The organism is Nocardia implantans (assembly GCF_035544775.1).
GTDB lineage: Bacteria > Actinomycetota > Actinomycetes > Mycobacteriales > Mycobacteriaceae > Nocardia > Nocardia implantans.
On record NZ_JAYKYQ010000019.1, the window covers coordinates 17,278 to 32,763 of the forward strand.

At 70.4% G+C, this 15,486-nt stretch carries 9 protein-coding genes; 4 read left to right on the forward strand and 5 right to left on the reverse strand.

Features of this window, described 5'->3' with window-relative positions; genetic code table 11:
* Positions 1 to 74: 74 nt before the first annotated feature.
* From U3653_RS31190 to U3653_RS31205, 4 genes are all read right to left on the reverse strand, one after another.
* Positions 75 to 1,589: a carboxyl transferase domain-containing protein gene (locus U3653_RS31190; RefSeq protein WP_195083286.1), complete on the reverse strand. Its 1,515-nt coding sequence runs from the start codon at positions 1,587 to 1,589 to the stop codon at positions 75 to 77.
* Between the two features lie 61 nt (positions 1,590 to 1,650).
* Complete coding sequence (locus tag U3653_RS31195) at positions 1,651 to 3,291, reverse strand: FAD-dependent monooxygenase (RefSeq protein ID WP_195083287.1); 1,641 nt, start codon at positions 3,289 to 3,291, stop codon at positions 1,651 to 1,653.
* Positions 3,292 to 3,381: 90 nt separating this feature from the next.
* Positions 3,382 to 4,659, reverse strand: coding sequence for an MFS transporter (locus tag U3653_RS31200; RefSeq protein ID WP_195083288.1), 1,278 nt, complete (start codon positions 4,657 to 4,659; stop codon positions 3,382 to 3,384).
* Positions 4,660 to 4,807: 148 nt separating this feature from the next.
* A complete protein-coding gene (locus U3653_RS31205) occupies positions 4,808 to 5,488 on the reverse strand; it encodes a FadR/GntR family transcriptional regulator (protein ID WP_195083289.1) in 681 nt (226 codons plus the stop codon).
* 118 nt (positions 5,489 to 5,606) lie between these two features.
* On the opposite strand from U3653_RS31205, the gene U3653_RS31210 reads away from it, so the two are divergent.
* The 4 genes from U3653_RS31210 (at position 5,607) to U3653_RS31225 (ending at position 9,600) form a co-directional block, all read left to right on the forward strand.
* Entirely contained in the window at positions 5,607 to 6,524 is a 918-nt protein-coding gene (locus U3653_RS31210; RefSeq protein ID WP_195083290.1) for an alpha/beta hydrolase fold domain-containing protein, read from the forward strand.
* Positions 6,521 to 7,567, forward strand: coding sequence for a quercetin 2,3-dioxygenase (locus U3653_RS31215; protein WP_195083291.1), 1,047 nt, complete (start codon positions 6,521 to 6,523; stop codon positions 7,565 to 7,567). The genes U3653_RS31210 and U3653_RS31215 overlap by 4 nt, the downstream gene beginning before the upstream one ends.
* A 44-nt stretch (positions 7,568 to 7,611) precedes the next feature.
* Positions 7,612 to 8,493, forward strand: coding sequence for a LysR substrate-binding domain-containing protein (locus U3653_RS31220; RefSeq protein ID WP_195083292.1), 882 nt, complete (start codon positions 7,612 to 7,614; stop codon positions 8,491 to 8,493).
* 240 nt (positions 8,494 to 8,733) lie between these two features.
* Positions 8,734 to 9,600 (forward strand): universal stress protein, encoded by an 867-nt coding sequence (locus tag U3653_RS31225; RefSeq protein ID WP_195083293.1) that lies wholly within the window; start codon positions 8,734 to 8,736, stop codon positions 9,598 to 9,600.
* Positions 9,601 to 9,671: 71 nt separating this feature from the next.
* On the opposite strand, the gene U3653_RS31230 is transcribed toward U3653_RS31225, so the two are convergent.
* Positions 9,672 to 15,128 carry an ATP-binding protein gene (locus U3653_RS31230; protein WP_195083294.1) on the reverse strand — a complete coding sequence of 1,819 codons (5,457 nt, stop codon included), beginning with the start codon at positions 15,126 to 15,128 and terminating at the stop codon, positions 9,672 to 9,674.
* Positions 15,129 to 15,486 lie beyond the last annotated feature (358 nt).

The following is a 15,486-nucleotide window of genomic DNA, read 5'->3' on the forward strand; positions in this document are numbered from 1 at the left end:
TGGATTTCACTCGGGAGCCGGGGTCGCGGTCCCCGCTCGACAGCGTGCGGCTGTCCGGCGCCGCCGGGACAACGTCATCCGGGCACTCCCAGGCCGCGGTATCGCAGGCGACGCCGGTGGTAACGGTCGGCCGGATCCATGACCACGAGTGCGCGTAGCGCCCCGCCGACGGCGGCCTCGAGCCGACGGCACAGCGCGGGGCCGTCACCGTCCTCGCCGATGACCTGATCGACGATTCCGTGGCGGCACAGCGAGGCAACGTCCATCCCCTGCTCGCGGGCCAGCTGGGGGGCGTGTTCGACATCGTGGTGGACCACCGCGCTCGCCCCCTCGGGCGGGAGCGGGCCCAGCCAGGCGTGCTGGGTGGCGATGACCCGATCGGCGGGCAACCAGGCCAGGGCCGCGCCGCCCGCGCCCTGCCCGAGCAGCACCGACACGGTCGGGCTGTCGAGCGTGACCAGTTCCGCCAGGCATCGAGCGATCTGACCGGCGATCCCTTCCTGCTCCGCCGCGACGCTCAATTCCGCTCCCGCGGTGTCGATCACGGTGACCAACGGCAGCGCCAGCTCGGCCGCGAGCCGGATCGCCCGGCGCGCCACACGCAGCGCGGCGCCGTTCGGTCCCGGCGCGGCGCCGCCCTGCCGCGCGCGTGTGCCGTGCCCGAGGAACACACAGGGGATGTCGGCGATGCGTGCGACCGCGGCCAGTATCCCCGGCGCGACCTCCCCCTCACCGCTGCCGTTGAGCGATAGGTGGCGGGGCGCGATGGCGGTGAGCACGTCCCACGCCCCGACCCGTCCGGGCCTGCGCGACGCCAGCACCGATTCCCAGGCGTCGGAGGGAAGCCGATACCCGTCGTGCGCGGGCAACTGCGCGCTCGTTGCCTCGCCGAGGGCCCTCCGCCCGGCCGGCTCGAGTATGCCGAGGCATCGGCGCAGCCACGAACCCAGTTCCTCCGGCGGCACGACGGCATCGATGATGCCGTGCCGCAGCAGGTTGCCGGTGGACTGCACACCGTCGGGCATGGGAGAACCGAGGGCCTCGACGACGCGGGGTCCGAGAAACCCGACCAGGGCGTCCGGTTCGGCGGCGGTGATGTGCCCCATCGACGCCCACGAGGCGAACACGCCGCCCGTGGTCGGATGCCGCAGGTACACCAGGTAGGGCAGCCCGGCTCGCTTGTGGTCGGAGACCGCGGCGGCGATCTTGATCATCTGCGCGAACGCCACCGCCCCCTCCTGCATCCGGGTGCCGCCCGAACACGGCAACGCCACCAGCGGCAGGCTTTCGCGCGTCGCGCGTTCGACCGCGGTGAGCAGCCGTTGCGCGGCGGCGACGCCGACCGAACCGCCCAGGAAGCCGAATTCGCCCGCCAGCACGGCGATCCGGCGGCCACCGACGCGTCCTTCCCCGACGACGACCGCTTCGTCGAGTCCGGTGCGTTCACGCGCCGCGGCCAGTTGCCGCGCGTAGGAGGCGTTCGGGTGTACGTCGACGAGCCGGTCGTGCCAGGGCAGGAAGCTGCGTGGATCGAGCGTGTCCGTCAGCAATTGCGCCGCCGACCGTCTCGTCCCTGCTGAACGAGTCATGGATGTTGTTCCTCGCACCGGGTGGGCCGGGTTCGATACGGAGGCCGGACTTCTGCGGATCTCATCGCCCGACGGCGACATCGAGCGCCCTCTCCCCGCCGTCCGGATCGTCGGCACGCCAGGCGACGTGCTGATCCGGCCGTACCAGGACCAGCCGGGCGCCGAGGAGTTCCGACAGGCCCGCCTTCGCGGCGATATCACCGTCGGCCAAGCGCAGCACGGTCAGCGGGACACCCAGCTCGGCGGCCCTTGCCTCGATGCGTCCGACATCGAGGTGCTGCCCGTCGCCCTCGATCGTGACGAGGGTGTACTCCGGGCCGAGCGCGTCGTAGAGCGACCGGCCGTCGTGCAGCCACACGTGCGGAAGCAGCGCGCCGGGACAAGCGGAGGGGTGGTATTCGATCGGATCCTCCACGGGTGGCGTCGACCCGTCCGGCGTGATCACCGGGGAGCCCACGTAGGTGTAGCCCAGTACCAGCCCCAGCGAGTGGAATTCGCTCTTCTTCACCGCGAGCGCCGCCGCGGTGCGGGTGCGCGCCGTGTCGCCCGCCGGCCCGGCCTCATTGATCTCCGTCGCCGAAAAGTGGTGCGCGAGTGCGGTTTCCTGCGAACCGGCATCGGCGATGGTGCGTGCGGCCACCGGACGTCGTTCCGCCTCGTAGCTCGCCAGCAGCGCGGGCCCACCCCACCCGTGCAGGACGGCGGCGATCTTCCACGCGATGTTGACGGCGTCACCGATACAGGTGTTGTAGCCGTGGCCACCCCACGGCGGGTTGAGATGGGCCGCATCGCCGACCAGGAACATTCGGTTCCTGCGATAGCTGTCGGACAGCAATTGCCGCGCCACCCACGGATCGGTGGCGATCACCTCCACCGGATGGGTGTCACCGATCAGGCTGTGCAGCAACGCCTCCGGGTCCACCGAGTCCACTCGCACGTCGATCCCCTGCACGATGGCCCACCAGGTGTCGCCCTGGTCGAGCCGCCCGACGATGCCCGCCGCGCCGGGCGCCATCACCCAGTAGTGAATGGCGTTGTCGAATCGGACGCGTTCGGCCAGACCGGGGGCGCGGAACAGGATGCTGAGATTCGGCCGCTCACCCGAGGTGCCTTGAAATCGCGCGCCGATGCTTTCCCGGACGATGCTGCCCCCGCCGTCACAGCCGAGCAGGTATTCGGCCTCGATCGAGCGGGGCGACGCGGTGTCGTCCTCGATGCGCGCTCGGACATTGCCGTTCGGGAGTTCGGTGACCTCGGTGACGCGGCCGCCCAGACACAGCTCGATGTACTCGTTGCCTTCCACAGCCTCGCGCAGGACGAGTTCCACCACCGGTTGCGGCGCTTGCTGACCGCGTTCGGGAGCCAGCTCCGGTTCGGCGACATCGAGCTGGAAGCCGTTTTCGAACCGGGTGATCTCGTATCCGAGCAAGGTGGAGCAGAACACGATGTCCTGTGCCCACTCGACCGGAAGCGGTGCGGCCGCGCGGACCGCGTCCGCGAGTCCCCATCGCCGCAGATGCGTCATCGTCCTGGCGTTGGTCGTCTTCGCGCGCGGGCGGCGGGTATCGATCTCCACCCGCGGTTCCACCACGACGCTGCGAACGCGGTGCTGAGCCAGTTCCAACGCGGCGGCCAGCCCGGACGGTCCCCCGCCGACGATCAGGACGGGCACCACGCCGGGTGGCGAGGCGATGTCGCTCATGCGCCCTTCCTCCCGCTCGCCTCGACGATCGGCACCGGGCCCTGCTCGGTTCCGCGACAGCCGACGATCTTCATCCGGTCACCTTTCCTTTCAGTGTGTCGCCGGCACGGAAGCGGCGTCGTAGTCCATGGCGGTGGCCGCGCGCGGTCGCCGCGGGAGCGCGGCCATCAGCAGCCCACCGGCGAGCGCAGGCACGGCGAACGCCATCGAACTGACGGCGACCGCGGCTGCGCCGGCCACGAAGGCGGCGCCGTAGGTGGGGCCTGCGATCGCGCCCACGCGCCCGATGCCGAGCGCCCAGCCGAGCCCGGTCGCCCGCAGCGAGGGCGGATAGAAGCTCGCGATGTGATCGTTGAGCATGTTCTGGGTGCCGAGGCCACCGAAGCCTGCGACCGCGACCAGCAGCATCAGGGCGAGTTTCGGCGGGTGGGTGCCCAGCAGCGCCAGCGCCACGGCAGCCATGGTGAAACCGGTGAGCACCAGGGGTTTGGGGCCGAACCGCTCGGCCAGCGCCGCGGCCAGCAGCGTCCCGATGATAGCGCCCGCGCTGTAGACGAGCAGGAAGGTGACCGACGACCCGATCGGGTAACCGGCTTTGCGCATGATCTGCGGCAGCCAGGTGGTGACCCCGAACATCGTCAGCATGCTGCACGTCGCGACGAACCAGATACCGGCCGTCGCCCGCGCCATGCCACCGTCGAACAGTCGCGCTGCGGGGGAATTCGCCAGTCCGCCAGGACGTTTGGTTTCCGCGCCGCGTTCCGGAGACGCGAAGGCATGCGACTCGGGAAGCAGGAAATAGGCGACCGGCAGCAAGGTGACCAGCGGGAGCGCGCCGAGGGCGTACACCGGCCGGAAACCGGCGTCTTCGAGCAGCGCCAGCGCCGCCGTGGAAGCCAGCACGCCACCGAACGCGGGTCCGGTGAGCACCATGCCGAGCACGCGGGAGCGATAGCGCGGCGCGGCGAATTCGGCGGCCATCGCGATCGCGGTGGGCATCAGACCGCCGATACCGAGACCCGCGACCAATCGGGTCGCGGCGAACACCAGGAACGACGGGGCCAGCGCCGTGACCAGAGTCGCCGTGGCGAACAGGGCCAAGCAGGCCAGAAACAAGCGACGACGGCCGAGGATGTCGGTGAGGGTCCCCGCGGTGAGAGATCCGAGGAGAACTCCGATCAGGGCCACACTGCCGACGAATCCCGCGGCGCCCGCGGTGACCTGCCATGGGTCGTGCCCGATCAGGACGGGCAAGGTCGCGCCGTAGACGAACAGGTCGTATCCGTCGCTGAGGAGGGCGGCCCAACACAGGATCGGGACGAGTATTCTGCCCCGGTCGACGCTGGCCGAGGTGGTGGAGAAGTTCATGCGAGCCCCTGAGAAGGAGTGTCAGAAAACACCATAATGGTTATAACCATTTGGGTGGTTGTGATGGTAGCCACAGGCCATGGGCCGCTGTCAATACCTGGGCCGTAATCGATGCGCAGGCGGAGCTTCCGGTCCGCTCAGCGGAAAATCAATGCTGCGCGTGCGCTACGGCGGCCGCGCGGGCACGGGCCGGGTCGCCCGATTCGATCGCGCGGATCAGCTCCTCGTGGACGGCGATCCGCTGGGCGAAGTACTCGGCATTGTCGGCTTCCCGAGATCGGCTCGCGCGCGTGGCGTGATGCTCGATGTACTCCTCCAGCCCGAGGTAGGTAGCGCGCAGCACCTGGTTCGGGACGATCGCCACGATCCGCCGGTGCAAATTCCACACGCCCCGGATGAACCCTTCCGGATCCCCCGCCGCATCGCGCGCCACGGCCAGCAGGCGACCGAGCTCGGCGAGGTCCGCGCTGGTGCGGTGGCGCGCCGCCAACTCCGCGACCAGCGGCTCGAGTTCCTCGCGCACCGCGATCGCATCCGCCACCCCGGCAGGATCGTCGTCCACGGTCAGCAGGGTCCGGCCGAGCCGGACGATCGAAGACGGCTCGGCGACGAACAAGCCGCCGCCCGGCCCGGGCCGGACGGTGATGACCCCACGGTCCTGCAACAGCCGAACCGCTTCGATGACCGTCCCCCGTGCCAGCCCCGACTCCTGCTGCAGTTGCTGCCGAGTGCCCAGCTTGTCGCCCGGCTTCAACTCCCCTGCCGCGATGCGGTTCTGAATGAACGACACCAAGGACTCGGCCCGCGTGGGTGCGCCCTGGATCGTCACCGCGTCAGTCTAAAGGGGGATCCGAAAGGTGGCGATACCATCGCTCGTTCGGGACGCCCGAACGATCCTTCGGAAGTTCCCGCTGGTCTGCGGCCCGAGCCGTTCCGATACTGAGCGAATGCCGACCGACCCCGCACGCACCCTGGTCTTCGCCACCCGGCCGGAGGGCCCGCTCCTGCTCGACCTCTACCGGCCGCGGCACGGCGCTTCCCGGCTCCCGCACCCGGTGGTGGTGTGGGTGCACGGAGGCGGCTGGTTCACCGGAGACCGGACGTTGCTGCCGGACCCGCGGCCGTTGCTGCGACGCGGGATCGCGGTCGCGTCCATCGAATACCGGCTCAGCGGCACCGCGCTGTTCCCTGCGCAGTTGCACGACGTCCGGGACGCGATCCGGTTCCTGCGCACCGGCGCCGCCGACCTGTCTGTCGACCCACGCCGCATCGGCGTGTGGGGCGCGTCGGCCGGCGGGCATCTCGCCGTGCTGGCCGGACTGACCGGCGGCATCGACGCTCTGCCGGGAGAGGAGAACACGGGCGACAGCTCCGTACTCGCGGTGGCCGACGCCTACGGACCGGCCACCCTGGTCCCCGGCGTGGTCCCGGACGGCGCGCAATGGTCCGATCGGTGGCCGCCGGAGTGGCGTCTGATCGGCGGCGACCCCGCGGATCTCCCGGACCGGGCGCGGGCCGCAAGCCCGCTGTCGGTGCTGTCCGACCTGCCCGCGGGCGCCGCACTGCCGACGTTCCAGATCGCGCACGGCACAGCGGACCGGCTCGTCCCCGACGAGCACAGCCGCAGGTTGCACGCGGCGCTCGGCGCCCGCTCGCAGTTGTACCTCGTCGACGGGTATCGGCACGGTTTCCTCAACCCACCGGACCGGCCCGACGTCCCGGCCGGCATGGACGACGGCCGCCTGGCCCGCGAGCGGACCGCGGCCGCCGCCCACCTCACCGGCGGCACCACGCAGACCACCACCTTCGGCTTGGACACCATCGCCGACTTCTTCGCCGTGACCCTGACAGGAGAACCCGCATGACGACCGCCGACCTGGACCACATCCACCGGTTGCCGCTCGCCGACACCCTCCCCGGCGAGCCCGTTCCGTACTACCTCGCCAGTGCAGAGGGCCTGCGCTTCGAGGCGTACGGGCAGTTGTGGACGGTGCTGGCGCGCTCATCCGACAGCGGAGGACTCTTCGACGCAGCGACCATCTGCGGGCCACGCGGCGCGTCGGCGCCGTTTCACGTGCTCACCGAGAATCAGCGGACCTATCACGTGACGGCCGGAGCGGTGCGCGTCTGGCTGCCCGGCGAAAGCCGCCTGCTCACCACCGGTGATTCGGTGCACGTCGCACCGGGTGTCGCCTTCGCGTACCGGTTGGAAGCACACCAGTCGAGCATGCTGTTCTGGTCCGCTCCGGGCGGCGCGCTCGACGCGCTTCTGAGGCACCGCCCGGTGACCCGGCACATCTACTCGGCCTCCGCGCTCGGCGCCGACGCCGGAACACCGATCGGCACCGTGGTCGACGGTATCGACCACGCCGAACTCGGCGCGGGCCCGGACGACCGAATCCCCGCCGACCAGCAGAGCTATTTCCTGCGAGCGGCCACCGGCGACCGGCTCGGCTGGCCGGACGCGCTGAACACGGTGACCGCGCGCGGACGCAACACCGGCGGGCGCTACTTGGCCGTCGCCACGACGGGCGGCCGGCAGCCCTACATCCCCCGGCACTTCCACCGGCTGCACACCGAGAACTTCTTCTGCACGGCGGGCCGCGTGTGGATGTGGGTCAACGGCCGGGAGGTGCTGCTCACGCCGGGCGACTACCTGCACGCTCCGGCCGGCACGGTGCACAGCTTCGCGTTCGGCGCGCACAACACCTCGATGCTCGGCATCCTGACCTCCGATGTCTTCGAGCCGTTCTTCGACAGGACCGGTGAACCCACCGAGGACCACGTCTACACCGAGGGCCTCATCGATCCTTCCGTGCTGGCGGGGAAACTGCAGGCGGTCGCGGACGAACTCGATCTCGTCCTGGTCGGCCCACCGCCGAAGCGCACCCTCGCCCCGAGCTTGTGAGCCGAAGCCGCGGCGATCCGGCGCCACAGTAGACTGGCCCGAGCATGAGTATCACGGTGCCCCAGGCCAGGAGCTTTCTGGCGGTCGCGGAGGATCTGAACTACACCCGGGCCGCGCGCCGTCTGCATATGAGCCCCTCGTCGCTGAGCGAGCAGATCACCACGATCGAGCGGCGGCTGGGGCGTCGGCTGTTCCGCCGCACCTCCCGGCATGTCGAACTCACCGAATCTGGCGCCGCGCTGCGGCCGCTGGCCACACGCCTGGTCGAGGCCGCGGATGAGCTGGAGCACTGGGCCACCACGGGGCCGACGACGATCCGGCTCGGATGTCCGGTGTCCAGCCCGCGGTTCCGCGCCCTGCTCGCCATGCTGACAACGACCATGCCGGAAGTCGAGTGGCGAGTGCGCCGACTGCCGTTCGCCCAGGCGTATTCCGCCCTCATCGGCGCGACGGTCGATTGCGTCTTCGTCGCCGAGACAGCCGCGCCGCCCGCCTCGGTGCAGGCGATCGCGCTGTGGCGCGAAGACGCGATCGTCGTGCTGCCCGACGATCACCGGCTGGCCTCGCGCGAACTGCTGCATGTCGACGACCTGCTCGGCGAGACGTTCGTGACCACCGAGGATCCCGCCACGTCCGAGCGCTGGCTGGCCGGGATCAGCCCGGGCGGCGCCCCACCGAAGACACTTCCGGCCGCATCGACACTCGACGAAGCTCTCGATCTGTGCGGCGCGGGCATGGGCATCAACATCGCCGGTTCGTTCGCACCGGACACCTACGCCCGCAAAGGTATTCGCTTCATCCCGCTCGAGGGGGTGCCGCCACGCACCACGTATCTGTGCTTACGGCGCGAAGCCCACAGCCCGGGGCTCCAGGGTCTGATCCGTACGGCGACCGAGGCCCGTTCCCTGATGCCCGACCGGTCCTGACGCACGCCCGGCTCGACGCGAGGACCTCCTCGCCGGACCCGCGCACGACTTCGCCATAGCGGTCGCCGCGCCGCGTGCGGCGGCCGCGCCCCGCGCAGGAGCGGGACCTTGGTCCCTCGCCCCTGGCTACCGGTTGCTCTACTGCCGCCTCGGTAAGGAGATAGACACTCGTCCAGGTACGCCGCGACGACCTCGGCTCGCCCGACGACGGCCCCTGCACGCGAACCGGAGGAGCACCCCATGTCCACCTCGAGCAAGGCTCCGATCCTGGCGGGCGTCGACGGCTCCGGCGTCGCGCTCGCCGCCGTGCGCTGGGCCGCCGTCGACGCCGCCCACCGCGGCGCGCCGCTGCACTTGGTCTATCTGACCGGCGGCCTCGGCGACTGCGGTTCCGGCGTCGAGCGCATCCCATCGGCCCCCGGCAGGCATCGGTGGGGCGGCCCGGAGCTGCTGGAGATCGCGTACGCCTCGGCCGTCGCCGAATCCGCGCGGATCAACCGGATCGAAGTGACCGTCGAACTGACCAACGCTGCCCCCGTTCCCGTTCTGCGCCGCCGATCCGAGCACGCGCGGCTGCTCGTCGTCGGCTCCCAAGAACTCGGCGCGTTCAGCCGCGCGATGCGGGGCTCGCTGAGCACCGCGCTGGCTCGGCAGGCGGGATGCCCCGTCGCCGTCGTTCCCAACGACGCCGAGAACGGTGACGGGCCTGTCGTCGTCGGCGTCGACGCCTCCGCCAGCAGCGCAGCGGCCATCGCGCTGGCTTTCGACGAGGCGGTTCTCCGCGGCGCCGATCTCGTTGTGGTGCATGCCTTATCCGGCCTGCGCGGCAACGGCTCGCCCACCGAATCACGCGAGCAGGGCGAGGAATTGCTCGACCGGAGCCTGACCGGGTACAGCGAGGCGTATCCGGAGGTCACCGTGCGGCGCGTCGTGGTCGAGGACCGCCCCGCCAGGCGACTGCTCGAGATGGGCGAGAAAGCGCGGTCGATCGTAGTGGGCAGCCGCGGGCACGACGAACTCCCGGCGATGCCGCTCGGTTCGGTGAGCCGGGCCGTACTACACGCGGCGCAGGTGCCGGTGATCGTCACCAGGGGCGGCGACCGCTGATCGGATCGTGTCGCGATCGCACACAACCGACCATGCGGCCGCCGCCCGCCGTGGACGTGGCCAGCCCGCCGTCAGCCGCCCAGACGCGCCTGGATGGCCTCGATGACCCGTGGCCGCAACTCCGCGGCACGGATCACCGCGTCGACGGAGCCGACTTCGACGGCACGCTGGATGTTGTGGATGCGGTCGAACTCCGCGGCCACTTCACCGAGCTTCTCCGCGCGCACCGACGACCGCAGTTCGTCCAGTTCCGCGATCAGCGCGGCGCGATCGGTGCCGGACGCGTTGGCCACCCGCGCCTCCAACTCCTGCACCCGCGGATCGGCCGCGGTGCGGGTGGCGACATCACCGGAGAACACCGCCGCCGCGGCGGGCGCACCGCCGAGCACCGACGCGAACGAGCCCTCCAGCGCCAGCACGGTCATGTTCGGGTTCAACGCCTTCGAGAAGACGACGAACGCGCCACCGTGATAGCGAGAGATCACGCAGAACACGATCGGGCCCTCGAAATTCACGATCGCCCGGCCGATCTCGGCGCCGTACTCCAACTGCAGCTTGCGCATCGACTCCGGCGACCCGTCGAAGCCCGACAGGTTCGCCAGCACCACCAGTGGCCGGTTGCCGCTCGCGGCGTTGATCGCCCGTGCGGCCTTCTTCGACGACCGCGGGAACAGCGTGCCCGCGGTGTAGGTGTCCGGGCCGTCGGTGGGCGGAAAACCGTGCCGCGGCACGCCACGCGACTCGATGCCGAGCAAGCACACCGGGATCCCGCCCAGATGCGCGTCCTGCACCACCGCGGTCTCGGCGTCGGCCATTCCCGCCCAGCGCTCCAGCACGGGGTGGTCCTGGTCGGCGACCGCGCGCATCACCGTGCGGATGTCGAAGGGCTTCTTCCGATCCGGATTCGCGGTGCCCGAGAAGATCTCGCCGACGGTGGCGAAGTCGCTGCCGGCCAGGACATGCGGGAAATCGGAGATGTCGCGATCGATGGGATCGCTGGTCCGCGACCGCCGCGGCGCCTGCTCCCCCTGGGCGATGTAGGTGTGGTCGTAGTGCGCCATCAGGATGTCGCGCGCCGCAGCCAGGTTCGGCGCCCAGTACTGCGCCTGCCCGTTCGGACCCATGACCCGGTCGTAACCGCCGATGCCGAAGTTGTCCTCGGCCGACACGCCGCCGGAGAAGTCCAGCGCCTGCTTACCGGTGAGCACCATGGCCGAATCCGGCGTCATCACCAGGATGCCCTTGGTGTGCATGAGCATGGTCGCCTCGGCGTTCCAGTACGGCTGCGCTCCGACATTGATGCCGGCGACCACGATGTTGATCTCGCCGCCCGCCTGGGTGAATTCGACGATCCGCTTGAGCGCGGCCGCCACCCAGTCCATGTTCTCGGTGCCCGATTCCATCGAGATGCGAGCGCCCGCCGACAACGCGTACCACTCCAGCGGCACCTCCAGGCGCTCGGCCAGGTCCAGCGCGGCGATCACCCGCCTGCACTCCGGTTCCGACAGCGCGCCCAAGGATTTCGTCGGGTCGCCGAGCAGCACCACCCGCGTGACGCCCTCCGGGTGTTTCGGCGTGGCCGTGGTGATGACGCCCGCGACGATCGCGGCGGTGTTACGCCCCTTCGGCCGATCGACCGGAACCAGCGTGTGGTCGGCGTCCAGATCGTATTCGGTGAACTTGCCGAGCAGACCGGTCAATTCGTAGGGGTACACGGCATTGCGGCCCGCGGCGCGCAGCACCTTCTGCCGATACGCGTCGAGCGGTTCGATCGGTTCGTCCGACGGCTCGCCGAAGGTCACCACGGTGCCGCCCGCGGCATCGAAGCTGATCCGGATGGCCACCTTCGCCAACTCGCCGGTGTCCGCGTCGCGTTCCCGCGCGATGAGCACGATCTCCTCGAGTCCCGCGCCCGCGGTCGTCGGCAGCACATGGCCGCCGATGCGCTCGAGCTCGGCGCGGGTGACATCCAGCGGCGGCCACACGTACATCACGATGCGATTGGTGTTGAACCGCTTCGCCGACGGCCGCTGCGCCTGCGCCCGGCGGATGGAGTCAAGGCAGGTGGCGATGGTGCTCTCCGCGGTGGGCAGCGCGAGCAGCCGTCCGTCGTGCTCACGCAGCGCGGTCAGATCCCGCACCTGCGCGAACGCGATGAGCCGGTCGTCGGCCGGATTGTCCTTCGCGACGCACCGGAACAGGTAGACCTCCTCGTCGTCGGAGGACGGCAGGCGCGTGAGGTCGAACTTGCGCAGCCGCTCCATCTGCATCCGCTGCGCGATGTACGGGTGCAGACCGCGGATCAGCCGTTCCTCGGTCGGGCCGGTGGCCGACGGACGGAAGGTGAAGTGGTGGTGCATGACCGCCCCGTTGCTGCCGGCGACCGTCGCGGTGATCCGGTGCACCTGCTTCGGCAGCGGCTGCGCGCTGAGCACCGAGTGCAGCTCCGCGGCCATGGCGTCGAAGTCCGCGGGCTGCTTCTCCCAGCTGAGATAGATGTCGGCGTCGATCGACACCGCGTCACCGGTCAGTTCGCCGAGCCCGCGCACCGCGGCGCCGAGCGCGTCGAAGCGCACCGCGGCGGACACCAGGCTGCTCCCGTCGCGGTCGGCGATCAGGTAGCGGCAGCCGTCGACGTCGTGGGTGCGGACGCCGGTGAGCCCCTTGTTGCCGTAGTACCGGCGGGTCAGCACCTCCAGCATGGCGGTGTTGTCGTCGCTGCCGCGGACCAGCCGCTGGCCCAGCAGACGCACAAGCGGCTCGGTGCTGCGGACCATCTCGGAGATGCGCTCGGCGCGATCGGGCGCGTCCGGATGGGTGTCCAGATACCGCAGCGACCGGCGGACGTTGGTGTAGACGCGAGCGCGGTTACGCCGCAGCAACGGCTGGCCGTACCAGGCGAACACCAGACCGCGAGCGAGATCGGCGACGACGGGGAAGTGCACCTGGGTCGCGGCCACCAGTCGTTCCAGTGCCAGGCCGACCGGTTCGCGCAAGGCTCGATCCGGCATCGGCTCGCCCAGCCACTCCCGCAGCAGCGCCGTCACGACCGCGACGGTGTCGGTGCGTTGCTGGGCCAGGAAGATCCGGAAGACCGCGGCCTCGAGTTCGGGGGAACGCTCCAAATCGGAAACCCCGTAGTGCCCGAGCGCCCGCGCGAGCTTGAGCTTGAACGACTCCGGCAGTCCGGCCCGTTCGACGTCGAGGCTCTGCAAGTAGGTGTGGAAGTACTCGCGGGCACTGTGGACATGCCCCTGGGCGTCCTCGCCCGAGGGCAAGTTGTGACTCAGCTCGGCCAGGTCGGTGAACACGTCGACGAGCTCGAGTTCCTCCGCCAGCGGCCTGCGATCATCGGCGACGGCGGCACGACGGGCATCGAGGTAATCCGTCAGCACCCGGCGGTCGTCGTGCGGATCGACGTCGAAGCCCAGCAGCAGGCCGCGCAAGTCCTCCGAGCGCCGGGCGATCCGCTCGTGCGGACGAGCCTGGGCATCCCCGGCGGGCAGATCCAGTTCGACCGAACCGACCGCCGCGGCCTCCTCGACCGCGTCGTCGACCAAGCGCTCCAGCCGCAGCAGGGGCGCGCCGGTCTCCACCTGGGTGCCGACCGAGACGGCGCATTCCTTCAGTCGGGCCTTGAACGGCGCGCGCAGCACCGTCTCCATCTTCATGCTCTCCAGCACCAGCACCGGCGCGTTGGCCTCGACCTCGTCGCCGACCTGCAGCGGCGTGGCGACCACCAGCGCGGGGGCGGGTGAGCGGACGACGCCGCCCTCGTCCCGGCTCACCCGGTGGGTGACACCGTCGACGTCCACCACATGGGTCGGTCCGTGCGTGCCCGCGGTGACCCGGAAGGCGGTGCCGTTGACCACGATCTGCCCGGAATGCCGGTCGTAGCGCACGAGGTCGACATCGGCGGTGCGGATGTCGTCGCCCGCCTCGATGCCGATGCGGAACCGATGCGGGCCGGTGCGGGCCACCCGCACGCGATAGCCGACACCCCGCAATTTGAGGTCGAGCGGCCGGCCGGCGTGGTGCTGCACCAAGGGACGTCCGCCTGCGGCGGTGGACAGCAGCCGGTTTCGCTCGGCGCGTTCCTCTTCCTCGTAGGCGTCGATGGCGGCGGCGGCGAGCGCGACGGCGGAGTTGCGATGCGAGACGAGACGGCCCTGCCCGCGCACGCGGTCGATCCAGCCGGTGTCGGCGCTCGCGTCGATCACCTCGGGCTGATCCAGCAGTTCCAGGACGAAACTCTTGTTCGTGGCGCCGCCCTCGATGATCACCCGCGTCTGCGCGACGGCGCGGCGCAACCGGCCCAGCGCCTCGGAGCGGTCGCGACCGTAGGCGATGATCTTGGCGATCATCGAATCGAAATCGGCGGGAATGGTGTCGCCTTCGCTGACGCCGGTGTCCACGCGGACGCCGGGGCCGGCGGGCAGATCGAGGCGGGCGATCCGGCCCGGGGCGGGAGCGAAGTCGCGGTCGGGATCCTCGGCGTTGAGCCGGGCTTCGATGGCGTGCCCGCGCTCGGCGGGCGGCTCGCCAACAAGACGCTCACCGGAGGCCACCGCGAGCTGCGCGCGAACCAGATCGAAACCGGTGGTCAGCTCGGTGATCGGGTGCTCGACCTGCAGACGGGTGTTGACCTCGAGGAAGGCGAACAGCTCGTCACCGGGGTGATAGAGGAATTCCACGGTCGCCGCGCCGCGGTAACCGACCGCCACCGCCAGACGCTCGGCCGAGGCCTTCAGCTCGGTCACCTGCTCCGGACGCAGCACCGGCGACGCCGACTCCTCGATGACCTTCTGGTTGCGCCGCTGCACCGAGCAGTCGCGCACGCCCAGCGCCCAAGCGGTGCCCTGACCATCCGCGATGACCTGCACCTCGACATGGCGAGCGCCAGTGACGAGCCGTTCGAGGAACACCACGCCACTGCCGAACGCGCGGGCGGCCTCCTGCCGGGTGCGTTCGTAGGCGTCGACCAGCTCGGCCTCGTCGTTGACCACGCGGATACCGCGTCCGCCGCCGCCCGCGGTGGCCTTCAGCATGAGCGGATAGCCGATATCGGCGGCCGAGGCCAGCGCGTCGTCGACGGTCTCGACCGGGCCGCGGCTCCACGGCGCGACCGGGACACCGACCTCCTCGGCGATGAGCTTCGCGCCGATCTTGTCGCCGAGCTTGCGCATCGCCTCGGCATCGGGACCGATGAAGGTGACCCCGATCTGGTCGCACAACTCGGCGAACGCCGGGTCCTCCGCGACGAAACCCCACCCGACCCACGCGGCGTCGGCGCGGGTCGTGACCAGCGCGCGCTCGAGCGCCTTGAGATCCAGATACGGTCGCGCGGAGGCGGGCCCCAGGTCGTAGGTGATGTCGGCCTCGCGCACGAACGTCGCGTTGCGATCGACATCGGTGTAGAAAGCGATGGTCTCGATCGAACGTGCCGTTTCCGCGGCCAGGTCTCGGACCGCGTGGATGAGGCGCATGGCGGCCTCTCCCCGGTTCACAATGGCGATGCGGCTGAACACTCGCCGGTTCCTTCCTCTCCGAAGTTTTGGCCCGGTCGACGGGCAAAGGGTGAATACCCTTTCTCGCACAGCCGGTCGGTGCGAAGACACCTGTCCGGCGGTTACTCGGCCGTATCGTCGCGCGGGCCGGGGGCGGACGCGCCGGGTAGCTGGCTGCCGGCTGCGACTGCCGGGGAAGCGTGGAGTGATCCGGCAGCCGTCGGTCGCAGGGATGGCGATACCTGCGACGGCCGCCCCGACGCCGCATGGTAAGCATCGTTCACCACGCGAAGGGTAGAGGCAGGCCGGTGCCGCGTCAATCGTTTCGCCTCGTCCGAGCCCGCGTCGGCGCGTTGCAATATGGAATCAGAAACACGAA